The organism is Bacillus sp. JK106, assembly GCF_053663355.1.
Map to the genome: position 1 here is coordinate 25,632 of NZ_JBSJQC010000002.1, position 22,335 is coordinate 47,966.

A 22,335-nucleotide genomic window follows, 5' to 3' on the forward strand; every position below is an offset into this window, starting at 1 on the left:
TGGAGCGCTTGAAGCATATTATTGAAGATTTAGCGGAGGCCCGGCTTCATTATTTAATCAACGGAACCGAGATGAGGCAGAATGGGCAGGCCGTCGATCTTGAGGTCCTGACGAGAAAAAAAGAGCTGTTTGAAAAACGGAAAGTTGACATCGTGAAAGCGAAGGCAAAAGCCGTCATTGTCAAAAGCAGTCTTGAGGACGACGGCACGTTATGCGTCATGTACACGATTCATTTCGAATATTTGTGCAAGGAGCATGACGGACACCTTTACTTAGAAGAGCAGATTGAGGAACGGACTGCATTTCTCTATGATGAGCTTTTGATTAAAGACCGGGAAGTAAAGAAAAAACCGGCGGGATTTTCTGACGGAAACAGCGTAATTGAATATGAGCGGAGTGAACGGGAAGATTTCGGGCGGGCGTTTCAATACGACCGTCTGGCTGCCGTGCAGTACGCGGAGAAGTTTTGGAATAAACGAAATCCCGCTTATAAAAATTTCAGCGATAATTGCACCAATTTTATTTCCCAATGTTTACATGCCGGAAAAGCACCGATGCGGGGGCATCCGAACAGAGGCTCAGGCTGGTGGATGAAGGCAAGCTCGTGGAGCTACAGCTGGACGGTCGCGCATTCGATGAAGATGTATCTGGCCCAATCCAAGGCAGGGCTCCGCGCATTGCAAGTATCAAGAGCTGAAGAACTGATGCCCGGAGATATCATTTGCTATGATTTTGAAGGAGACGGCCGTTTTAATCATACGGCGATCGTGGTCGCAAAAGATAAAAGCAATATGCCGCTCGTCAATGCCCAAACGTATGACAGCAGAATGAGATATTGGTCATATGAGGATTCAACGGCGTATACTCCTTCCATCAGATATGCGTTTTTTCATATTACGGATGATACGACAAAAGAGTAATTAATGATATAATGGTGGGCGGAATAAAAAACAGAGGTGAACATCGTGGCATTACATGTCGTTTTATATCAACCCGAAATCCCGGCCAATACGGGAAATATCGCACGTACTTGTGCGGCAACAGACACAACGCTTCATTTGATCCGCCCGCTCGGATTCTCAACCGATGATAAAATGCTGAAGCGAGCCGGACTCGATTATTGGGAGTTCGTCAACGTCGTATATCATGATTCATTGGAAGAATTATTTGAGGCATATGAGAACGGAAAGTTTTTCTTCATTACAAAATTCGGCCAAAAGCCGCACACATCATTTGATTACTCAAATACAGAGGAAGACTTTTTCTTCGTATTCGGCAGAGAAACGAGCGGACTTCCGAAAGAATTGATCGAAAACAATATGGACCGCTGCCTGCGTCTGCCGATGACCGAGCATGTGAGATCATTAAACCTGTCCAACACGGCCGCGATTCTTGTATATGAAGCGCTGCGCCAGCAAAATTACAGAGATTTGACGTGAGAAAAAACGCCCGCATCCGGGCGTTTTTTTATTGAATAAAAAAGACGGGCAGCAGCGGTTCACGGCATTTTTATATTTTCAGGCTTAACAACGTAACAGTGTTATGTTACAATACATTCATCGAAGGAGCTGGATTCATGGAGGAACAACTGATTTCTAAAAAAGAATTGCTGGAAGAAACATCAATTTCATACGGGCAGCTGTACCGGTGGAAACGGAAAAATTTAATTCCTGAAGAATGGTTTATCCGAAAATCGACGTTTACAGGCCAGGAAACATTTTTTCCGAGAGCGGAAATATTAAAACGTATCTCAAAAATACAGAAAATGAAAGAAAATCTGTCTCTGGATGAAATGAGAGAAATGCTGTCTCCGCAAATGACTGATGTCAATATAACGTCTGCGGAACTGCTTCAAAAGGGACTGATTTCAAAAGCCGCGCTGCAAGTTTATGGCGAAGACGGCGTGACATTCACGTCCCGCGCGCTGCTGTCTTTATATGTGCTTGAAGGGCTTTTGCAATCGGGCAATATCAGCCTTGAGGAAGGAAAATTGGCGGCAGGGGTGCTGAAAACGTATGAGGCTACCGAGCTGAAAGCGAATACGGAGCTTGTCATGCTCCGAAAGCTTGGCGTAACGACGTGCTTCATCGCAGACGCGGAACATATTTTATTTGAACCGACTGTCAAAGTGGTTGAACGGGTGGCGCTTGCTGCGGCATCGGAAGAATTAAAAACGAAATGGATGCAGGAGGACCATCAATGGAAGTAACAGATAAATTAGTCATCAACGGTTCGGGAAGTTCAAAAGGAGGCCGTTTTCATACAGTGGAGATCAACGGAAGCGGCACGGTGTCAGGTGATGTGGAGTGCACGAGCCTTTTGTTTAACGGCAGCGGAAAAACAGACGGACATGTCAAGACGCAAACGCTGACGATCAGCGGTTCGGGGAAAATTTCCGGCAGCGCCGAAGCTGAATCCATCCGTATCAACGGAACGGGTGTCATTAAAGGTGATGTCAAAACGGAGCGGCTGAACGTCGCGGGATTTTCATCTTTCGGCGGCGGTGTGAAAGCTGATGATATTTTCATATCCGGGAAAGCCGGGATTGAAGGCGATTGCGAGACAGAGACGTTCCGTTCGGAAGGCAAATGCAAGATCGGCGGCCTGCTGAATGCCGATGAAGTCAGTATTAAGCTGGCGGCGGGAGAAAGCCATGTGAAAGAGATCGGCTGCCGCCATTTGAAAGTGATGAGCAGAAAGAGCGTGCTTACGCGTTTTAAGCTGATGCCGGCCCCGGTGCTGACAGCAGAGCTGATTGAAGGTGACATCATTGAATTGGCGGACACGAACGCGAAGACAGTCCGCGGAAATCATGTGCGGATCGGCGCAGGCTGCACCATTGGGACTGTGGAATACAGCGGCGATTTTACATGTGATCCTTCCGCTTTGGTTAACAAAGTCGTGAAACGATAGGAGGAGCTGCGATGGAAACGACAAAAAAATTGAGTCATTTAAAAATGTACGGAGCCGGACACGCCTCCGGCGGTTCCTACCAAAATGTAAGTATAAAAGGGGAAGGAACTGTCGGCGAAGGACTTCAAAGCGAACGCTGCCGGATATTCGGTACGGGACTTTTTCTCGGAGATGCCGAGATCAGCAGGCTGAAAATTTTCGGAGAGCATGAAGTTGCAGGAGATTTATCAGCACATTCAGCAAATGTGATCGGCACATTGAAAGTCGGCGGCTCCATGCGTTTCGCCAGGATGGGGCTGAAAGGACTTGCTGAAATTGGCGGCGGGGCCGCGGGAGAGCAGTGTCATATAAAAGGCAGTCTCACCGTCAACGGCAATTGCGAGACGGAGCTGCTTCATGTAACAGGATGTATCAATGTGGCGGGATTGTTAAACGCAGGGGACGTAAACATCCATTTGCGTTATGACCGAAGCCGTGTGAAAGAAATCGGCGGCACATCGATCACCGTCAGACGGAAACCCGGTTTTCTTAAACGGAAAGCCGGCATGCTTTCTGCTGAATTGATCGAAGGAGACGCAATTTACCTCGAATACACGGAAGCGGACATTGTCAGAGGGAAGCGTGTGGAAATCGGCCCGGGGTGCAAAATCGGAAAAATCGAGTATCAAACAAGCTGCAAGTCTCATGAAAAATCAACTGTCCAAGAACATATTCAAATATGAAACATTGTTATGTTGTACAGGAAAGGGTGCTCTCCATAAAGAGCACCCTTTTGCCGTTATTTGTTTTCAGGTTTGCTGTCGTAACCCGCCGTAAAAATGGATACTAAAAAAGTGAGAATGACCCCAAGTAAAATGATCGTTTTCATCATGTCTCCTCCTCTTTGCTTTTCCATTTGATGTCCGAGTCTGGATGAAACTGTATTTCTTTCATTATGAACGGTGCACCGGACCCTTGTCAATGACGGCCTTATAACGTCTTTATTTTTAAGAAACGAAAAGCATGTATTATCACGTCACCGCATAGATTGTAACAAAGTACCTTATTTCTAGTGCATTAACCATGATAGAGGAGGTTCTTATGGATATATTAAAGAAAATTGAAAAGTACAGAGAGGAAGAGCAGCGTCTCAAATGGGAAGGGACGTTCGCTGATTATTTGGAGATCATAAAAGAAAATCCATTGGTCGCGCAGTCTGCTCATTCTCGCGTTTTTAATATGATAAAAGACAGCGGAATCGAAGAGGATGACGGGAAAAAGACATACAGCTTTTTCTCGAGGGAGCTGTTCGGCCTTGAGGAATCTCTGGAACGGCTCGTGGAGGAATACTTTCACCCGGCCGCCAAGCGGCTCGATGTAAGAAAAAGGATTTTACTATTGATGGGACCCGTCAGCGGCGGAAAGTCAACTCTTGTCACCATGCTGAAAAAAGGGCTTGAAGCCTACTCATTGACAGACAACGGAGCTGTTTACGCTATTAAAGGCTGCCCGATGCATGAAGATCCTCTCCATCTCATTCCCCATCATCTGCGCGACGACTTCTACAGAGAATACGGCATCAGAATTGAGGGCAGCCTTTCTCCGCTTAATGTCATGCGGCTTGAAGAAGAATACGGCGGCAGAATTGAGGATGTAAAAGTTGAACGTATATTCTTTTCGGAGGATAAACGTACCGGAATCGGAACCTTCAGCCCGTCTGATCCGAAATCACAGGATATCGCCGACTTGACGGGGAGCATTGATTTTTCGACGATTGCCGAATACGGCTCAGAATCAGATCCGCGCGCTTATCGGTTTGACGGTGAATTAAATAAAGCGAACCGCGGAATGATGGAGTTTCAGGAAATGCTGAAATGCGATGAAAAATTTCTGTGGCACCTTCTGTCACTCACGCAGGAAGGGAATTTCAAAGCCGGACGGTTTGCGCTCATCTCCGCCGACGAATTGATTGTTGCGCATACGAACGAAACGGAGTACCGCTCGTTTATCGCCAATAAGAAAAATGAAGCCCTTCACTCCAGAATCATCGTGATGCCTGTTCCTTATAATTTAAAGGTGTCAGAGGAAGAACGGATTTATGAAAAAATGATTTCTGAAAGTGATGTTTCTGACGTACACATCGCCCCCCATACATTAAAAGTGGCCGCGATGTTTTCTATTTTGACCCGGCTGAAGGAACCGAACCGCTCTGATATTGATCTCGTCAAAAAAATGAGGCTTTATGACGGAGAAAGCGTTGAAGGTTACAATTCCGTTGATCTGGAGGATATGAAGAAGGAATTCCATGATGAAGGAATGAGCGGAATTGACCCGCGCTATGTCATCAACCGCATTTCCTCAACGATTATCAGAAAAAATATGGAATCCATCAATTCGCTTGACGTGCTGCGTTCCTTAAAAGAAGGACTCGACCAGCATCCGTCCATCTCCGCCGAGGACAAAGAGCGGTATATGAATTTTATTTCCGCCGCCAGGAAAGAGTACGATGACATCGCCAAAAAGGAAGTGCAGAAGGCGTTCGTCTATTCATATGAAGAATCCGCGAAAACTCTTATGGACAATTATTTAGATAATGTGGAAGCGTACTGCAATAAAAATAAGCTTCGCGATCCGCTGACGGGTGAAGAAATGAATCCTGACGAAAAACTGATGAGATCCATTGAAGAGCAGATCGGCATTTCAGAAAACGCCAAAAAAGCGTTCCGCGAAGAAATCTTAATCCGCATATCCGCCTATGCAAGAAAAGGAAAACGCTTTGACTATAATTCGCACGAAAGACTCCGCGAAGCGATTCAGAAAAAGCTGTTCGCAGACTTAAAAGATGTAGTGAAAATTACGACCTCCACCAAAACGCCGGATGAACAGCAGCTTAAAAAGGTCAATGAGGTAGTGGCAAGGTTAATAGATGAACACGGCTATAATTCGACAAGCGCTAATGAACTGCTGAAGTATGTCGGAAGCTTGTTAAACCGCTGATATTTGATTTCATCGAGAGGCCCGTCTGTAAAAGGACGGGTTCTTTTGTCTGTTTTTCGCAATTGTTTGTCAATTGGAGAGTCCGGCCGGCATAAGATAAAAATAAATCTTTTCGCCGGACTTGTTTCATAAACAGGACCAAGCCGGAATACACATGTAAAACGACCATAACGGTTAAGGAGGGGAATTCATGTCCCGTAATGACAGCGGAAATTTTTTGATTTCAGAGGAAGACTGGTCCCTCCATCGCAAAGGCTTTGACGACCAGCAGCGCCACCAAAAGAAAGTGCAGGAAGCGATAAAAAACAACCTTCCGGATCTTGTCACTGAAGAAAGCATTATTATGTCCAACGGAAAAGATGTCGTGAAAATCCCGATTCGTTCGCTTGATGAATATAAAATCCGTTATAACTATGATAAAAATAAACATGTCGGCCAAGGCGACGGCGACAGCGAAGTCGGCGATGTCGTCGCAAGAGACGGCGCAGATAAAAAGCAGGGTGCCGGAAAAGGCCAGGGAGCAGGCGATCAGGCAGGCGAGGATTATTATGAAGCGGAAGTTTCATTGATGGATCTGGAAGAAGCGCTGTTTCAGGAATTAGAACTGCCGAATCTGCAGCAAAAGGAAAGGGACAATATCGTCCATACCGATATCGAGTTCAATGATATCCGGAAAACCGGGCTGACAGGGAATATCGATAAGAAAAGGACGATGCTGTCGGCCTATAAACGAAACGCCATGACAGGCAAGCCGTCGTTTTACCCTATTTATCCGGAAGATTTGAAATACAAAACATGGAATGATGTGACGAAGCCGGAATCGAAAGCTGTCGTTTTAGCCATGATGGATACAAGCGGTTCGATGGGCGTATGGGAAAAGTATATGGCGAGGAGCTTCTTTTTTTGGATGACACGATTTTTACGGACAAAGTATGAAACGGTTGATATCGAATTTATCGCCCACCATACGGAAGCGAAGGTTGTGTCGGAAGAAGATTTTTTCTCGAAAGGCGAGAGCGGAGGCACCATCTGTTCCTCCGTTTACCGGAAGTCTCTTGAATTAATTGATGAAAAATATGACCCCGCCCGCTACAACATCTATCCGTTTCATTTTTCAGACGGAGATAACCTGACTTCGGATAACGCCCGATGCGTAAAGCTCGTCAATGACATCATGAAAAAATCGAATCTGTTCTGTTACGGTGAGGTCAATCAATATAACAGGCATTCCACCCTCATGTCCGCCTATAAAAATGTCAAAGATGATAAATTTAAATACTACATCCTGAAACAGAAATCGGACGTATTTCAAGCGCTGAAAAGCTTTTTTAAAAATGAGGAAGCCGGTATAAGCAAAGCATCGTATTAAATATAAAGCCGAGTGAAGAATCGTGCGGCCGCGGTTCTTCACCCGGCTTTTTTAAATTAAAAATAAAGAGAAAAACCGGCATAAAAAAAATCCTTAAAAAATGAAACTTTTCTCTTTACAAACCTTCTTTCATTTATTAATATTTTATCTTGTGAACTATTATTAAGGGAATGAGGTGAAAATACGGTGATTGAATCAGAGCTCGCTTTGCTCAGTTTTGAACAACTGTTTGATACTTCCAGATCGATTTACAAAAAGCAGAAAATGATTCTGGAGACAGTGCTTGAACCTTTTGATATTACAGTGCTGCAGTATCTGCTGATGTTCAAAATACATAAGAGCAAAAGCACGCAGCTTTCAAGGCTGGCTTTGTCGCTTGATCTGAAACCGGCGTCTGTCACGAGAATGACCGATATTCTGTATAAGCGCCGCCTAATGGTTCGGAGCGACTATCACGACGACCGGCGTGTTGTTATGATTCAGTTAACCGAAGAGGGGGAAGAACTTCTAAAGAAAGCTGCTGTTCAATATGCCGAAAAAGCGGCGGTCTTATACCGGCAGCTCAATACCGCTGAACTGCAGTACCTGCGCAAGCTGGCGGAAAGTTTAACGAAGCTTGCAAACGGCTGTGCAGTGAAAAACGGAAAATAAAAAAATCCCCACATATTTTTATCATCATTCCACAAAATGATAGAGGAAGAAACGAAAGGAGAAAACAAAATGAACAGAGGACGTTTAATTCTGACCAACATTATCGGTTTGATTGTTGTTCTTGCAATTATAGGCGGAGGTGCTTACTACTATTATCAAAGCACACACTATGTAAAAACCGATGAAGCGAAAGTTGCCGGCGACATGGCTGCTATCACAGCTCCTGCTGCGGGTAAAGTAACTGACTGGAACCTTGATGAGGGGAAAGAAGTAAGTAAAAACGACGTTGTTGCAAAAATTAAAGGACAGCAAAATGCTGACGTAAAAGCCATCATGGATGGAACAATCGTGAAAAACGAAGTGAAAAACGGCCAAATGGTGCAAGCCGGTACGACAATTGCCCAAGAAATTGACATGAAACACCTTTACATCACTGCAAACATTAAAGAAACAGACATTAGAGACATTGAAGTAGGAAACAAAGTAGACGTAATTGTTGACGGCGATCCTAATACAACATTTGACGGAACAGTAGAAGAAATCGGTTATGCGACAAATTCAACATTTGATATGCTGCCTTCTTCAAACTCAAGCGGCAACTACACAAAAGTAACGCAAAAAGTTCCTGTTAAAATTTCACTCAGCAACCCATCTGACAAGGTGCTTCCTGGTATGAACGCATCTGTAAAAATCTCTGAATAATACAGATCAGTCATCAAACCATGAAGGGAGGTTGTCTTAGGTGGCTAAATCAGATAATCAAGTAAAAAGTCCTAAAACATTGCTTATTGTGCTTATGGCCGGGTTATTCCTGGCGATCTTGAACCAAACGCTTCTTAACGTGGCAATGCCGCACTTAATGACCGAGTTCGGTGTGAGTGCGACGACGATTCAGTGGCTTACGACCGGATACATGCTGGTCAACGGTGTTTTGATTCCGTTATCTGCGTTCTTAATTACCCGGTTCGGACAGAGAAGCCTCTTTCTCGTAGCCATGTTCTGTTTTACAGCGGGAACGTTAGTCTGCGGAATCGCGCCTAACTTCTCAACCATGCTGATCGGCCGGTTAATTCAGGCGGTCGGCGGCGGTATCCTGCAGCCGCTGGTCATGACAACCATTCTGCTTATCTTCCCGCCTGAAAGCAGGGGGAAAGGAATGGGGATTTTCGGTCTTGCGATGATGTTTGCTCCGGCGGTCGGACCGACTCTTTCCGGCTGGATCATCGAGCATTACACATGGCGCATTATGTTCTACGGCCTTGTTCCGATCGGGGCAATCGTTATTATCATAGCGTTTTTCCTCTTTAAGAACTTGGTGGAACCGCAAAAAATCAAACTCGACAGCTTGGGTGCGATTCTATCTATTGTCGGATTCGCCTCATTGCTTTACGGAGTCAGTGAAGCGGGCAGCGACGGCTGGGGAGATCCGATCGTGCTGTCTACCGTCATTGTCGGTGTCATCGCGATTGCCGCGTTTGTCATTCAGCAATTGCGCTCTGAAAAACCGATGCTCGACTTCCGGGTATTTAAATATGATATTTTCTCACTTTCCAGTGTCATTAATATCATTATTACCGTTGCGCTTTACACAGGAATGTTCCTGCTTCCGATTTACCTGCAGAACTTAGTCGGCTTTACGGCGCTGCAATCGGGTCTCTTGCTATTGCCGGGCGCGATTGTCATGCTGATCATGTCGCCGATTTCCGGTATTCTGTTTGACAAAATCGGTCCGAGACCGCTTGCGATTATCGGGCTGGTCATCACGGTCGCAACGACATTCCAGTACACAAAATTGACAATTGACACACCTTACACGCACATTATGCTTGTCTATGCCATCCGCGCATTCGGTATGTCACTGTTAATGATGCCTGTTATGACAGCCGGAATGAACCAGCTTCCGGCACGGTTGAACAGCCACGGCACGGCGATGAGCAACACGCTCCGCCAGATCAGCGGATCAATCGGAACAAGTTTGATCACAACGATTTATACGAACCGTACGACAATGCATTATTCGCAGATTGCGGATAAAACAAGCACGGCTGATCCAAGCTTCATGCAGTCGTTCCAAAGCGCGGTTTCGAATTTAATGGTCAACATGAACATGTCGCTTGATGCGGCGAAACAAACCGTTTATTCATATCTCTACAAAACAGCTTCACTTAATTCCAACGTTATGGGGATTAATGACGCGTTTATGTGGGCGACGATCTTTGCGGTTATCGGCGTAGTCCTGAGCCTGTTCTTGCGTGACGTACGGAAAGACAAACAGCGGGCGAAGAAAAAAGAGGAGCTGTCATTGCTTCCGGCCCCTAAAGAAGTGAAGGAATCTTAATCATCTGAATGGGAGGTTTCCTGAATGAAAATTTACGTAGTGTACGATAGTGAAGGCGAACACACAAAACACCTTGCTGAAGCCATTGCCGAAGGAGCACGAGAAAACGCTGAGGCTGAAGTCCTGATCGACCATGTCGATCAAGCAGACATCCGCAAGCTGAAAGACATGGATGCCATTATCTGGGGATGCCCGGGACATTTTGGCACCATCAGTTCAGGCTTAAAAGCGTGGATCGACAGACTCGGCTATCTGTGGGCTGAAGGCGAGCTGATTGATAAAGTCGGCGCTGTATTCTGTACGACGGCGACAACACACGGCGGATTAGAAATGACAATGCACAATCTGATTACTCCTATGTTTCACCAAGGCATGATTGTTGTCGGTCTTCCCGGCAACGTTCCTGAAAACGCGCTGTACGGCTCTTACTACGGCGCGGGCGTCACATGCCCGGTTGACAGCGATGTGCTGATGACGGAAGAAGGCCTTCAATTAGGCCGTGCGCTTGGCAGACGTGTCAGCCAGGTCACTGGTAATCTAACTGCCGGACGACAGTAAGGAGAGGGTTATATGGCCATTATTATAGCGGTTATTGCTGCTGTCATTGTGATTGCACTTCTTATCACATTCAATGTCCGCAGCACTTCTGCAGGACAGGATGTCAAAGAAGAAAAGAGAGAAGCGATCGGCACTACAGCCGAACAGCCGGAAAAGCATGATCCGGCCGAGGAGCGCTCAGCCGAGCATGCTCCCGTCGTTGTAAAATCTGAATCTCCCCGTGAGAAAAAGAATACAATGGGCGATGATGTGTACCGTCAGGCGCTTCAGAAGTTTAAGACTTCTGAGACGGATCAGGAACCAAACGATCCTGATAGCGGCGGCAAAATGCAGGATAGCAGCTATCGTGATGCGCTGCTCTCCTTAAAAAACAAAAAGAAGTAATTGAAAAGGCAAATCCGCGTAAGAGCGGATTTGTCTTTTTTTTATTGAAGATATTGTAATACATGATGATCTAGTGTACTATGTTACTCATACACTTGATCCGAATGGAGAGAGAAAGAATGACATCGTTTTTAGGTTTGCTGAAAAAAGATGCGAAAGTTTCATGGATTTGGCTCGCGGTGTGGCTTTGCGGCATGATTTGCTGGGCGTTTGCAGCCCACATCATCGCTGCCCGTCAGAAAGAACCGCTCGTCATTTTCGGCTTTTTTACGGCAATGGGGTTTTTTCAATTTCTTGTAGCGCCGCTTTTTATGTACTATCACCTTCATAAAGAAGGAAAAAATCAGCTGTGGCTTTACAATCCGAATGGGGGATTTTATCTGCTGGCTTCCAAACTGACGGCCTCACTGCTGTATCAGTTGATCGGGCAGCTGGCGCTGACCGGTTACGGCATTTGGATGTACCGGATGCTTTCTGCAAAAGGAGTGCTGGAACACACCATTCCCCTGGCCGGCACATTAACCGGGCTGAATGCTTACCTGCTGATCAGTTCAGCGTACTTATCTGTGATCGTGGCCGTATTTTGGACTGTTTTTCACTCATTAAAACATTTTCCCGTCCTCCGTTGGGTGATCTGCATCGTGCTTGCGTTTGTCTGGACCTATATTGACGATAAAATCATTACGCCTTTCACTTCATCTCAACATGATTTATGGCCGGTAAAAGTGTATGCGAATTTTCATTTTCATTATACAAAATTGACCGGATGGACGATGGAGCTGAAAGCCGTCCACATTTCGCTTTTCAGCTTCCTGGCAGTGATCGTGCTTGCAGCGCTCTGTCTCGCGCTGGCCTCTATGCTGCTGAATCGAAAGGTTGAGGTGTAATGATGGAGAATGAATTTCGGTCATCCAAGCCGATTTATCTGCAGATTGCCGATCGTATATATTACCGGCTGATCAGAAGTGAGCTTTCACCGGGGGACAAACTGCCGTCCGTAAGGGAGATGGCCGTACAGATGAAAGTGAATCCGAACACGATACAAAGAACGTACAGTGAAATGGAAAGGCTGGGGATCGTGGAGACGAGAAGAGGACAGGGAACCTTTATAGCGGAAAGATCCGATCTGAAAGCAGAGCTGAAAGACAGGCTGACAAAAGACGTTTTCAAACGCTTTATTCAGGAAATGGCGGAGCTGGGGTTATCTCCTGAGGAAATGCTCGACGGGATCAAACAATATGCGGAGGAAGCAAACGATGAATCTTGATTTTGAACGCGTAACAAAAAAATACGGCCGCAGGATCGCGGTCAGCGATGTATCATTTTCATTGTCTCCGGGTAAAATCTACGGAATTTTAGGGCCGAACGGAAGCGGTAAATCAACAACGCTTAAAATGCTTGCCGGGCTTGCGTTCCCGACATCGGGCGCCGTCCGGATGGGAGACTGCGCAGTAAGCAGGAACATGCTGTTTCGTACGGCTTATTTAACCGAACATGATATGTTTTCCGCCCGGACGACTGTCGGTGATATGCTCACATTTTATCATTCGCAATTCCCGGATTTTCAGCTGGAAAAAGCACATAACCTATTAGCGGAAATGAATCTTTCAGCGGAGCAGAAGATAAAAGAGCTGTCCAAAGGCAGCCGGGGCAGGCTGAAAATCGTTTTGGCCCTGTCGAGAAAAGCATCGGTCATTCTGCTGGATGAGCCGTTTTCAGGTCTTGATCCGGCGGTCAGGGAGTCGATTGTCAACAGTCTCGTATCTTATATTGATTTTGACAGCCAGATCGTCGTCATCGCCACGCATGAGATCGGCGAGATTGAGACGCTGTTAGACGAAGTGATGGTTTTCATAAAAGGGAAAATCGCTGAACGGCGCGAGGTCGAAGAAATTCGGGAACAGGAAGGAATGTCTGTGCTGCAATGGTATAGAAGCGTCATGCAGGCGCACGAAATAGAAGGGGGATTCTAATTGGAAACCGTATTAGAACTGCAACAGGTAAAGAAAACGATAAAAGGACGAACGATTATTCATGATCTGAGCTTCTCCGTCCGGGCGGGCGAAGTGTTTGGATTTTTAGGGCCGAACGGAGCGGGGAAAACCACTACGATCAGAATGATGGTCGGATTAATGAAACTGTCTCAGGGAGACATCGTAATCTGCGGGGAATCCATTACGAAAAACTATGCAAAAGCGGTCAGGCACGTCGGAGCCATCGTGGAAAACCCGGAGCTGTACAAATTCCTGAGCGGCTATAAAAATTTACAGCAGTACGCAAGGATGGTAAAAGGCGTTACGAAAGAAAAAATAGATGAGGTCATCGAGCTCGTCGGGTTGCAGGATAGAATACATGACAAAGTAAAAACCTACTCTCTCGGAATGAGACAGCGTCTCGGCCTCGCCCAAAGCCTGCTGCATAATCCTAAGGTGCTGATTCTGGATGAGCCGACAAACGGCCTCGATCCCGCTGGCATCAGAGAAATCAGGGACCATCTGAAAAAGCTGACACGTGAAAAAGGAATGGCTGTCATCGTCTCAAGCCATCTTCTGTCAGAAATGGAGCTAATGTGCGATCGAATCGGCATTCTGCAAAAAGGAGAGCTTGTCGATATTCAAAAAGTAAGGGATGAAGGAAAAGAGGATAAAGATACATACTTCTTCCATATTGAACAAAGAGAAGAGGCTCTTGCCGTTTTGAGTCAGTTTGACTGTGTGAAGAAGACAAACGGCATTGAGATCCAGCTGTCCAAACAGGAAGTGCCTGATGTGATATCACTGCTCGTCCGTGAAAACATCCGCTTATATGAAGTGAAAATCATGACAAAATCTTTGGAAGACCGCTTCTTGGAAATTACCGGCGGAACGAAAGAGGAGGTTCAATATGTTTAAGCTGATCTATAATGAATGGATTAAAATTTTCAGCCGCGTCGGGACGTGGGCTATGATTGTGATTTTAGGCGTTTCGATGATCGGTTTTGCGCTTTTGTCAAACCATTTCACCTCGAGTGAAGCCAATCCGAATTGGAAACAGGAGCTCCAGGCCGAAAACAAAGAAATGAAACAGCAGATGAAGGAAACCGGAAATCAGACGCTCATTGATAACCTGAAACAGAATGTCGCGATAAATCAATACCGTATGGATCATAACATCCCCGAGGATACAGGGTACACAGTGTGGTCATACGTAGCTGATTCTTCGATGATGACTGTTTTGACCGGGCTGTTTACGATTATCATTGCCGCAGGCATCGTGGCGAATGAGTTCAACTGGGGGACGATCAAGCTGCTGGCCATCCGTCCGCTCAGCCGTTTTCAGATTTTGCTATCTAAATATATGACGGTGCTGCTGTTCGGACTGCTGATGCTTGTGATTTTATTTGCCGGCTCCGCTCTGTTGGGATTGGTCTTTTTCGGTACAGGCGGAGATACTGCGGCTGATGTTCATCTCGTATACAAAGACGGCCATGTTTTTGAGCAAAATATCATCGCTTTCCTCGCTAAAACATATGTCTATGAATCTGTCTCCGCTTTTATGCTTGCGACGATGGCGTTTATGCTGTCTGCGGTATTCCGGAACAGCTCATTAGCGGTCGGATTTTCTATTTTTCTATTGGTTATGGGGAACACGGCGACGGTATTTCTTGCTGCGAAATTTGAATGGACCAAATATATTTTATTTGCGAACACGGATTTGTCGCAATATATGAACGGGACTCCTTTAGTAGAGGGGATGACGATGACATTTTCGGTTGTGATGCTTGTGATTTACTTCGTTATTTTTCTGGCGCTCGCATTCGGCGTCTTCTTAAAACGGGATATTGCCACCTGATATAAAAAAGCTGTTTTGCCTTTGCAAAACAGCTTTTCGTTTTAGATGAAAAAAACCTGCCGGCGTACACCGGCAGGTTTTTTAAAACAATTTATGCTTTTGTTACGTTAGCAGCTTGTGGTCCGCGGTTTCCTTCAACGATTTCGAAAGAAACAGATTGGCCTTCTTCTAAAGTTTTGAAGCCTTCGCCTTGAATAGCAGAGAAGTGAACGAATACATCGTCTTGACCTTCTACTTCGATGAATCCGAATCCTTTTTCAGAGTTGAACCATTTTACTTTACCTTCTAACATGAAATTTCCTCCTAAAGCGACATAACGCTTAAATTCACTATTCTTGCTCTAAAACAAACTTCCAAGACGAAAACTCTTACAAAACTTTCTTCTTAAAGATAGTTCGAACAAAAATAATTACCTTTACTCTACCAGCAATCCGAAGAAAAAACAACTGCTAAATGTAACTTTTTTCGAAATAACATGTTTTAAGAGGAAAATGCTCTGATACGGAAATCTGATTTGAGACCAGAACGGCCCATTTTCAGCTGATAAAAACCGCATTGCAGCCTCTTAAGGAAGCAATTGACAACCCTTTTTTTAATCGGTATTGTATGTAATCATGAGCCCGAATACCATGGTGCAGCCTCTGTACATAAAAATAGATAGGGAGTAGGTCAACTTGAATCTGCGGCTTATAAACAGTCTGTTTCTTTTCATTTTGATCATGTCACTTACTTCATGCCATTATCCTGATGGGAACCGGACCATTACTATCGGAATCAATGAATCTGATCAATCGATCTGGGAGTTTGTCGCGAAAAAAGCCGGTGAGGAAGGATTGCAGCTTTCTTTGGTAACGTTTTCGGATTATGCCGAGGCCGATTTGGCACTTGCCGGCGGGGATCTCCACGCCAATGCGTTTCAATCCGTTACTAATTTTAAATCTTTGCCGCCTCATGTGAAAAAGAAGCTGGCTCCTTTAGGAACGACATATGCGGCATCGCTGGGGGTGTATTCCAAGCAACATAAACGGCTGAAGGATATACCGGACGGAGCGGTCATTGCCGTGCCTGATGAAGCGGCGGCCTTCGGCAGGGCGCTTTTTCTCATGCAGGAGGCCGGACTGATTACATTGAAAAAGGGATTCAGCGGTACGGGGTCAACGGATATGATCAAGGACAACCCGAAGCATCTGACCTTAAAAACGGAAACAAAAAAGAACGCCTATCAGGCGGCGGAACATGCTGACGCAGCAGTTCTCAGTCAAAGCGAGGCGAAAAAAGCAGGATTTCATGCGGAGAAGGACGCACTGATCCGATCGGCTCAAATGAAAGAAGCGTATATTCATCTGATCGCCGTCAGAGCTGAGGATAAAGATGATGAACGGATGCAAAAACTCCTGTCTTTGTATCAATCAGACGATACCGCGGCGTTGATTGAAAAAGAATATGAGGGCAGCCTGATTCCCGTTTTCCTGAGGGGCGGCTTTCTCACTGAAAAGAAAGAATGATTTCCTCTTCGGGCGATCATTCTTTTTTTTCAGTGCTGCACACTTGATTGCGCCCTGATGTTTTCGCTTTGTACAGCATCCGGTCCGCGATCAGGGGCAATGTCTGAGGATCCGGTGTATTTGTCGGATAATGCGCGATGCCGAGGGAAACGGTCACGGGAATTGTATCTCCGCTCGTCAGCAGAATCGGGTTCGCGTCAATCGTGTGCCTGATTTCCTCTGCGAGGTGAAGCCCTTTTGTATAGGTGCAATTGGGCATAAGCACGGCAAATTCTTCCCCGCCGATGCGGGCTGACGTATGAGAACTGCTGAGTAAGAACCTCAGGCGCGCCCCCAGTTCCTTCAGCACTTGGTCCCCTTCATAATGGCCGTATTGATCATTGATCTGCTTAAAGTGATCAATATCCAAATAAATAAGAGCGAGCTGAGACGAGGGGGATTGAGACGTCCGATCGTACAGAACGCGCGAGACTTCCTCGAATTTTCTCTTATTAAAAATCCCCGTCAGAAAATCATAATTCGCTTGAAACTTGTATTGCTTGAACAAAACGCGGGCATCGGCTTCGTGTTTGATGATATACAGTGACAGCATTCCGCCCAAGATGGAAATGAGCCAATAATAAACGAGGGCCCCGGCAGGCTGTTCAGGCATAAGAAACAGCAGCGTCAGGGTGAAAATAACATTTGAAAAAAGCAGCATAACGAACGCCTTTTTGTGATCCGGCTTTTTTCCTCTGAGGACGGCTGCCGAAAGTATCGCAATAACCCCGACGGCGGCGATGGAAAAAATGGCGCTTGCATTGAAATTGATCAGGATACGGCCTGCGACGATAATCGCAAAGGCGGCTGCCGTAGACACCCAGCCTCCGTAAAGAGCGGCGATGATAATGGGGATATTTCTGAGATCAATGATGGAATCGGAGTAAGAAAAGCCGAAAACAATCAGAAAAACCCCTAAAAGCCCGCAGACCGTTCCCTTCAGTAATTGAAACATCGGACGGTCTTCTTTATACGAAAGCGACTCTTTAAAAAGAAGGGTGAACAGATAATTAAATGTGATTAAAATCGTTAAATTAAGAAACAGTTCCTTCAGCATAACAATCACCCTTATATAAGTTACTAGAGAAAGGGTGGAAAGAAAAGAGAAAAATCAATAAAAATACATATATTGTCAATCCTTACTTGACCGATCGGAATTGATATAATATAGTGTTAAAGGATAATGAGCAAGGGAGTGTTTACCTGTTTTGGAGAATTTATTTGTAGTCTTACATGTTTTTATTATGCTTTTGCTTATAGCAGGTCTGTTTGTCATGCAAAAAAAACACGTTTCCTTTTCTAAACGTGTCTTTACCGCGCTCGGACTAGGCATTGTATTCGGTTTTGCACTGCAATTGATTTACGGGCCGGCTTCACATATCGTGACACAAACGGCTGATTGGTTTAATATCGCCGGCGGCGGTTATGTCAAATTGCTTCAGATGATCGTCATGCCGCTAGTCTTTATTTCTATTCTCGGCGCATTTACGAAGCTGAAACTGACCCATAACATCGGGAAAATCAGCGGACTGATCATCGGAATTTTGATCGCTACGACAGCAATTGCCGCGGCAGTCGGAATTGTTTCGGCGCTTTCCTTTGATCTGAAAGCCGTCCATATCGACCAGGGAAGCACCGAGTTATCAAGAGGCCAGGAGCTGCAGCAAAAATCTGAGGATATGACGGCCAAAACGCTGCCTCAGCAAATCGTTGAGCTTCTGCCGGGAAATCCGTTTCTTGATTTCACGGGAGCCAGACCGACTTCCACCATCGGAGTCGTTATTTTTGCCGCTTTCCTCGGCATCGCTTTTCTGGGCGTGAAACGGAAGCAGCCGGAGCACGCTGCGACATTCAGCGGAATTGTCGATGCGGTATACGCGATTATTATGCGCGTCGTGACATTAATTTTAAGACTGACGCCTTACGGGGTATTGGCGATTATGACAAAGACGATCGCGACAAGCGACATCGACAGCATTGCGAAACTGGGGATGTTTGTGATCGCTTCATACGCCGCGCTTATCGTCATGTTTATCATTCACTTGCTGCTGATTACGTTCAGCGGTTTAAATCCGATCACATACGTGAAAAAAGCATTTCCTGTCATGGTGTTTGCGTTTACGTCCCGTTCAAGCGCAGGGGCTTTGCCGCTTAATATTAAAACGCAAAAAAGCATGGGCGTCCCTGAAGGAATTGCGAACTTCGCCGGTTCATTCGGTTTATCGATCGGTCAAAACGGCTGTGCCGGCATTTACCCGGCGATGCTCGCGATGATGATTGCGCCGACAGTAGGGCAAAACCCGTTTGAACCGGGATTTATCATCTCCGTCATCGCCATCGTGGCAATCAGTTCATTCGGTGTAGCAGGCGTGGGAGGCGGCGCGACATTTGCGGCTCTGCTCGTCCTATCCGCTTTGAACATGCCTGTCGCGCTTGCCGGGCTGCTCATTTCAATTGAGCCGTTAATTGACATGGGGCGCACCGCCTTAAATGTGAGCGGCAGTATGACCGCAGGGCTGTTAACAAGTAAAATGACGAAGGAAACCGATACCGCGGTGTACAATGATTCCTCAATCGTCATTGAAGCTGAAGAAGCTTAATAAAAAAGCATTTAGCGCTAAAACAAAAAAATCCTTCATCGTTGAACGAATGAAGGATTTTTTTGTTTCTAATGATTTCCGGGTTCAATTTCTTCCAGCATATTCATCACGGTGCTGTCATTTAAAACATTCACCGCGCTTTCTTCGAAGTGAATCGGCTCGGTATAGTGAGGCTTCGGCGAAGTTTTTTTACTGCGGTCTGCCTGTCCGTCCGTATGGGATGAGCCGGAGCCGGAGTGGTTGCGGGAAGTCTGCTCATGCTGCTGTCCGCCGGATTCCCCGCCGAAAGCCTGTTTGATCAGCTCGGCAGGCTGCACGGAGCCTGTTTGTGAATGCCGTGCTTTGTCCGTGTGCTGCTGCCCGCCGGATTCCCCGCCGAAAGCCTGTTTGATCAGCTCAGCAGGCTGCATGGAGCCGGTTTGTGAATGCCGTGCTTTGTCCGTGTGCTGCTGCCCGCCGGATTCCCCGCTGAAAGCCTGTTGAATCAGGTCAGCAGGCTGCATGGAGTGTGTACCATCTTTATGCTGCATTCGGCCTGAAACCATTCCGGAGATTTTCCGGCGGATTTCGGGTGATAAAGCTGCAATCAGAATCGATGATCCGATCAGCAGCGCTGTCGGGCTGATGCCGCTTTTTTGTCTGAACAAGTTAAATCCCTCCTCATTCAATTGATTACGCTTACCTTTCCCTATCCTTCTGATATTTATCCAAACCGCTCAGAATGCAAACGGCGTGCATAAATCCCGCCGAATAGAAAAACCTATACGTAAAGTGAGAAAGGAGGAATTCACATGATAAAAAAACAAGCAGTTATTTCTGCCCTTCTTCTGCCGATGCTGATTACCGCAGGGTGCAGTATGGGGAACCAGGGAGAAGGAAAACGAAATGACAACCGCACCCAGAATGTAAATTACCGCAACACACCTAACGACGGTGCGACAAATATGAATACAGTGAACCGTCATAACCAAAACACCGATCACAATGACAACCGTAACCTGAGAGTGGCTGATAAAGCCGCCGACAAGGTGACTGATTTAAAAGAAGTTAAAAATGCGACTGTGATCGTTGCCGGAAACAGCGCTTATGTAGCCGTTGTTCTGACAAACGGACAAAAAGGCGCCATCGCCAACCATTTGAAAAATAAGATTACCGATAAGGTGAAATCAGCCGATAAACATGTCCGGACTGTATATGTATCAGCAAACCCGGACTTCGTTGAACGTATGCAAGGCTACGGAAAACGAATCCAAAACGGCCACCCGGTATCCGGACTGTTTGATGAATTCGGCCAAATGGTGCAGCGTGTATTCCCAAACCCCAATAAATAAATGAATGGAAAAGCCGCATTTGCTGCGGCTTTTTTATTTTATCTCCGTCACGACCCAGCGCTCCTGAGCATAAAGTAAAGAATGAGATGAAAATTAAAGGATCGGGGAGGGGAGCTTGTTTGCGTGACGGCATGGGGAAACGGGCGGCATTCACTCTGATCCTGTGCGGAGTCCTTGTCATATTGGCTGTCAGTTCAGCCGTTTCAGTAAGTATGATGTACGTCCTGTCAGGCCAAAACAGCCGCTCTGTTCCGACGAAGGAACAAGTGACTGAACACATGAATAAAGAAATTTACAAACATACAGCGATTTATTATACGGCGGATGAAAAGCCGCTCTTGGATCTGACCAAGCTTACGCTGGACCACGCAAAGCGTATCAACCAAATCATTGTCGGCTATAAAGGAGCGGCGCCTCTTGAACTCATTTTCTTTTCAGATGAAGCTGAAATGGAGCAATACTCAGGATTGAAAAATGTAGTCGGTTTTTATTCAGAGCAGGAGCAGATGATGGGGCTTTTGCCTGAAGAGAAAAAACAGCTTTTGAAAAAAGATGAGCTGGCCGTTTTCATGTATAAGCAATTGATTATACATGAATATACACACTACGCGTTTCATCAAAAAACGCGGCAATTGGGGACGGATACGTCTGTATTTCCGCTTTGGTTTCATGAGGGGCTGAGCGAGTGGGTTGCGCATTATGATGTGGTCATTGATCCGATTGCATTTTCCGTCGTGCCGTTTGATCAATTAACGACCGACCGAAAATGGCAGAAATCGCGTATGGAATATGAAACGGATGTCTATTTGCAAAGCTTCTATATGATAAAGGATTTAACCGAAACATTCGGAGAAGGCATTATCTTAACCATTATCAATAAAACCGCCGAAACACAGGATTTTGAAAAAGGCTTTGAAGCGGCTACGAAAGAAAGCCTGAAACGATTTGAACATGATTTCACAAAAGCATATGAAAAAAAGAAAACGGCATTGGAGAGTCAGGATTCCAACGCCGTTTTTTTCATTAATGGAGGTTTTGCTGCTGTTGTCCCATTTGTCCTTTAATCGGAGGCATTTGCGGCTGTCCCTGCGCCGGCGCAAATGAATTCAGCATGGTCTGCATATCTTGTGCATTGAGCTGAGGAACCTGATAATAACCGTGTTTGTTTTGGTATAAGAAGATTTCATACGCCATTTCGACATATTGCTGAATTTGGGCGGAGAGCACTCTTCTTGTGACGGGATTGGTCATTTCAAGCGAGCTCATCGTCAAGAGAGAAGCTTGAGCTTTAATCAGGCCGAGCATATGGCCGCTTATTCCGAGATCTTTGACATCATTTAATGATTGATTCGGTTTTTTCGGCTGAGTCGGTTTTATACCGTAGACGGCCTGGTTCTGTTCCTCCATCATATATGTCGACGTTTCCTGAGAAGGTTTTTGGCCGGTCTTAAAGCATTCTGCCGTCAGATTATAGAGTCCGAGAATGAATTGATACTGGCGGTCAAGAATGTCGGCCAGCTGCTGATCCTGAATAAACTGTCTGAGCATCATAAATTGATCCAAAACGCCGACTGTTCCGGCCAGCACTTCATGCATATCGAAAAGCTCATGTCCTCCGTGATTCACTTGCGGTGAACCCGGAATCCCCTGATTTACTGGCGGCTGCTGCTGATTCTGCTGCTGTTCCACTGGTTGTTTTCCTCCTTCATGTCAAATCACATTTAAGATGTGAAAAAAGCCGATCCGTTATACATCAAGACATATTTCGTTACATGGGGATTATTTACTATTTTGCGCCAGCGAAGACAATCTTTACAAAAAAGTGATGTGATTCTTAAGA

25 protein-coding genes are annotated in these 22,335 nt (G+C 45.8%); 21 read left to right on the top strand and 4 right to left on the bottom strand.

All coding sequences use genetic code 11. The annotated features are described in order from the left end of the window. The first annotated feature begins 8 nt into the window (after positions 1–8). From ACWJJS_RS05635 to ACWJJS_RS05715, 17 genes are all read left to right on the top strand, one after another. Positions 9–920 carry an amidase domain-containing protein gene (locus ACWJJS_RS05635; protein WP_454022639.1) on the top strand — a complete coding sequence of 304 codons (912 nt, stop codon included), beginning with the start codon at positions 9–11 and terminating at the stop codon, positions 918–920. Positions 921–956: 36 nt separating this feature from the next. Then, positions 957–1,439, top strand: coding sequence for a tRNA (uridine(34)/cytosine(34)/5-carboxymethylaminomethyluridine(34)-2'-O)-methyltransferase TrmL (gene trmL, locus ACWJJS_RS05640; RefSeq protein WP_007610253.1), 483 nt, complete (start codon positions 957–959; stop codon positions 1,437–1,439). Positions 1,440–1,576: 137 nt separating this feature from the next. After that, the gene (locus ACWJJS_RS05645) at positions 1,577–2,209 is read left to right on the top strand and encodes a YhbD family protein (RefSeq protein ID WP_070081540.1); all 633 of its coding nucleotides are present in this window, start codon (positions 1,577–1,579) and stop codon (positions 2,207–2,209) included. Further along, a complete protein-coding gene (locus ACWJJS_RS05650; RefSeq protein ID WP_070081541.1) occupies positions 2,200–2,913 on the top strand; it encodes a polymer-forming cytoskeletal protein in 714 nt (237 codons plus the stop codon). The genes ACWJJS_RS05645 and ACWJJS_RS05650 overlap by 10 nt, the downstream gene beginning before the upstream one ends. A gap of 11 nt (positions 2,914–2,924) precedes the next feature. Next, positions 2,925–3,635: a hypothetical protein gene (locus ACWJJS_RS05655; RefSeq protein WP_070081542.1), complete on the top strand. Its 711-nt coding sequence runs from the start codon at positions 2,925–2,927 to the stop codon at positions 3,633–3,635. 358 nt (positions 3,636–3,993) lie between these two features. After that, positions 3,994–5,889: a serine/threonine protein kinase PrkA gene (prkA, locus tag ACWJJS_RS05660; protein ID WP_069473222.1), complete on the top strand. Its 1,896-nt coding sequence runs from the start codon at positions 3,994–3,996 to the stop codon at positions 5,887–5,889. Positions 5,890–6,079: 190 nt separating this feature from the next. Next, entirely contained in the window at positions 6,080–7,258 is a 1,179-nt protein-coding gene (gene yhbH, locus ACWJJS_RS05665) for a sporulation protein YhbH (protein WP_014417268.1), read from the top strand. A 186-nt stretch (positions 7,259–7,444) separates the two neighbouring features. Next, complete coding sequence (locus ACWJJS_RS05670; RefSeq protein ID WP_003155389.1) at positions 7,445–7,909, top strand: MarR family transcriptional regulator; 465 nt, start codon at positions 7,445–7,447, stop codon at positions 7,907–7,909. Positions 7,910–7,945: 36 nt separating this feature from the next. Further along, positions 7,946–8,611 carry an HlyD family secretion protein gene (locus tag ACWJJS_RS05675; protein WP_007610259.1) on the top strand — a complete coding sequence of 222 codons (666 nt, stop codon included), beginning with the start codon at positions 7,946–7,948 and terminating at the stop codon, positions 8,609–8,611. A 40-nt stretch (positions 8,612–8,651) separates the two neighbouring features. After that, entirely contained in the window at positions 8,652–10,247 is a 1,596-nt protein-coding gene (locus ACWJJS_RS05680) for an MFS transporter (RefSeq protein ID WP_003155387.1), read from the top strand. Between the two features lie 24 nt (positions 10,248–10,271). Continuing rightward, entirely contained in the window at positions 10,272–10,805 is a 534-nt protein-coding gene (locus ACWJJS_RS05685; RefSeq protein WP_003155386.1) for an NAD(P)H-dependent oxidoreductase, read from the top strand. Between the two features lie 12 nt (positions 10,806–10,817). Continuing rightward, positions 10,818–11,189, top strand: a complete 372-nt coding sequence (locus ACWJJS_RS05690) for a hypothetical protein (RefSeq protein WP_003155385.1) — start codon at positions 10,818–10,820, stop codon at positions 11,187–11,189. A gap of 119 nt (positions 11,190–11,308) precedes the next feature. Then, positions 11,309–12,076 (top strand): hypothetical protein, encoded by a 768-nt coding sequence (locus ACWJJS_RS05695; RefSeq protein ID WP_069473224.1) that lies wholly within the window; start codon positions 11,309–11,311, stop codon positions 12,074–12,076. Positions 12,077–12,078: 2 nt separating this feature from the next. Then, positions 12,079–12,456, top strand: a complete 378-nt coding sequence (locus ACWJJS_RS05700) for a GntR family transcriptional regulator (protein WP_069473671.1) — start codon at positions 12,079–12,081, stop codon at positions 12,454–12,456. Continuing rightward, the gene (locus ACWJJS_RS05705) at positions 12,446–13,162 is read left to right on the top strand and encodes an ATP-binding cassette domain-containing protein (protein WP_070081545.1); all 717 of its coding nucleotides are present in this window, start codon (positions 12,446–12,448) and stop codon (positions 13,160–13,162) included. The genes ACWJJS_RS05700 and ACWJJS_RS05705 overlap by 11 nt, the downstream gene beginning before the upstream one ends. Continuing rightward, positions 13,163–14,080 carry an ABC transporter ATP-binding protein gene (locus ACWJJS_RS05710; protein WP_003155379.1) on the top strand — a complete coding sequence of 306 codons (918 nt, stop codon included), beginning with the start codon at positions 13,163–13,165 and terminating at the stop codon, positions 14,078–14,080. Next, positions 14,073–15,020, top strand: coding sequence for an ABC transporter permease (locus ACWJJS_RS05715; protein WP_003155377.1), 948 nt, complete (start codon positions 14,073–14,075; stop codon positions 15,018–15,020). Before ACWJJS_RS05710 ends, ACWJJS_RS05715 begins: the two co-directional genes overlap by 8 nt. A gap of 91 nt (positions 15,021–15,111) precedes the next feature. Here the strand turns inward: ACWJJS_RS05715 and cspB are convergent, their stop codons facing one another. After that, positions 15,112–15,312 carry a cold shock-like protein CspB gene (gene cspB, locus ACWJJS_RS05720; RefSeq protein WP_003155376.1) on the bottom strand — a complete coding sequence of 67 codons (201 nt, stop codon included), beginning with the start codon at positions 15,310–15,312 and terminating at the stop codon, positions 15,112–15,114. A 382-nt stretch (positions 15,313–15,694) separates the two neighbouring features. Between cspB and ACWJJS_RS05725 the strand changes: the two genes are divergently transcribed. Next, positions 15,695–16,525, top strand: a complete 831-nt coding sequence (locus ACWJJS_RS05725; protein ID WP_454022642.1) for a MetQ/NlpA family ABC transporter substrate-binding protein — start codon at positions 15,695–15,697, stop codon at positions 16,523–16,525. 16 nt (positions 16,526–16,541) lie between these two features. Here the strand turns inward: ACWJJS_RS05725 and ACWJJS_RS05730 are convergent, their stop codons facing one another. Then, on the bottom strand, positions 16,542–17,621 hold the full coding sequence (locus ACWJJS_RS05730) for a GGDEF domain-containing protein (RefSeq protein WP_454023396.1): 1,080 nt from the start codon (positions 17,619–17,621) through the stop codon (positions 16,542–16,544). Between the two features lie 151 nt (positions 17,622–17,772). Here ACWJJS_RS05730 and ACWJJS_RS05735 point away from each other — a divergent pair, with 151 nt between their 5' ends. Beyond that, entirely contained in the window at positions 17,773–19,164 is a 1,392-nt protein-coding gene (locus ACWJJS_RS05735; RefSeq protein WP_003155366.1) for an L-cystine transporter, read from the top strand. A gap of 68 nt (positions 19,165–19,232) precedes the next feature. Here the strand turns inward: ACWJJS_RS05735 and ACWJJS_RS05740 are convergent, their stop codons facing one another. Continuing rightward, entirely contained in the window at positions 19,233–19,811 is a 579-nt protein-coding gene (locus tag ACWJJS_RS05740; RefSeq protein WP_454023397.1) for a hypothetical protein, read from the bottom strand. A 144-nt stretch (positions 19,812–19,955) separates the two neighbouring features. On the opposite strand from ACWJJS_RS05740, the gene ACWJJS_RS05745 reads away from it, so the two are divergent. Both ACWJJS_RS05745 and ACWJJS_RS05750 read left to right on the top strand, forming a co-directional pair. Then, a complete protein-coding gene (locus ACWJJS_RS05745) occupies positions 19,956–20,495 on the top strand; it encodes a YhcN/YlaJ family sporulation lipoprotein (RefSeq protein WP_003155362.1) in 540 nt (179 codons plus the stop codon). 119 nt (positions 20,496–20,614) lie between these two features. Next, entirely contained in the window at positions 20,615–21,559 is a 945-nt protein-coding gene (locus tag ACWJJS_RS05750) for a hypothetical protein (protein WP_071392062.1), read from the top strand. On the opposite strand, the gene ACWJJS_RS05755 is transcribed toward ACWJJS_RS05750, so the two are convergent. Next, positions 21,519–22,184, bottom strand: a complete 666-nt coding sequence (locus tag ACWJJS_RS05755; RefSeq protein ID WP_014304688.1) for a spore coat protein — start codon at positions 22,182–22,184, stop codon at positions 21,519–21,521. The two genes, ACWJJS_RS05750 and ACWJJS_RS05755, sit on opposite strands and share 41 nt — an antisense overlap. Positions 22,185–22,335 lie beyond the last annotated feature (151 nt).

What these genes read in the sequence shown, in the direction of transcription:
- ACWJJS_RS05745 (WP_003155362.1), top strand. Translation starts at nt 19,956, where the DNA reads ATGATAAAAAAACAAGCAGTTATTTCTGCCCTTCTTCTGCCGATGCTG.
- ACWJJS_RS05705 (WP_070081545.1), top strand. Translation starts at nt 12,446, where the DNA reads ATGAATCTTGATTTTGAACGCGTAACAAAAAAATACGGCCGCAGGATC.
- ACWJJS_RS05730 (WP_454023396.1), bottom strand. Translation starts at nt 17,621, where the DNA reads ATGCTGAAGGAACTGTTTCTTAATTTAACGATTTTAATCACATTTAAT.
- ACWJJS_RS05675 (WP_007610259.1), top strand. Translation starts at nt 7,946, where the DNA reads ATGATAGAGGAAGAAACGAAAGGAGAAAACAAAATGAACAGAGGACGT.
- ACWJJS_RS05685 (WP_003155386.1), top strand. Translation starts at nt 10,272, where the DNA reads ATGAAAATTTACGTAGTGTACGATAGTGAAGGCGAACACACAAAACAC.
- ACWJJS_RS05695 (WP_069473224.1), top strand. Translation starts at nt 11,309, where the DNA reads ATGACATCGTTTTTAGGTTTGCTGAAAAAAGATGCGAAAGTTTCATGG.
- yhbH (WP_014417268.1), top strand. Translation starts at nt 6,080, where the DNA reads ATGTCCCGTAATGACAGCGGAAATTTTTTGATTTCAGAGGAAGACTGG.
- ACWJJS_RS05645 (WP_070081540.1), top strand. Translation starts at nt 1,577, where the DNA reads ATGGAGGAACAACTGATTTCTAAAAAAGAATTGCTGGAAGAAACATCA.
- prkA (WP_069473222.1), top strand. Translation starts at nt 3,994, where the DNA reads ATGGATATATTAAAGAAAATTGAAAAGTACAGAGAGGAAGAGCAGCGT.
- cspB (WP_003155376.1), bottom strand. Translation starts at nt 15,312, where the DNA reads ATGTTAGAAGGTAAAGTAAAATGGTTCAACTCTGAAAAAGGATTCGGA.
- ACWJJS_RS05655 (WP_070081542.1), top strand. Translation starts at nt 2,925, where the DNA reads ATGGAAACGACAAAAAAATTGAGTCATTTAAAAATGTACGGAGCCGGA.
- ACWJJS_RS05650 (WP_070081541.1), top strand. Translation starts at nt 2,200, where the DNA reads ATGGAAGTAACAGATAAATTAGTCATCAACGGTTCGGGAAGTTCAAAA.
- ACWJJS_RS05700 (WP_069473671.1), top strand. Translation starts at nt 12,079, where the DNA reads ATGGAGAATGAATTTCGGTCATCCAAGCCGATTTATCTGCAGATTGCC.
- ACWJJS_RS05715 (WP_003155377.1), top strand. Translation starts at nt 14,073, where the DNA reads ATGTTTAAGCTGATCTATAATGAATGGATTAAAATTTTCAGCCGCGTC.
- ACWJJS_RS05690 (WP_003155385.1), top strand. Translation starts at nt 10,818, where the DNA reads ATGGCCATTATTATAGCGGTTATTGCTGCTGTCATTGTGATTGCACTT.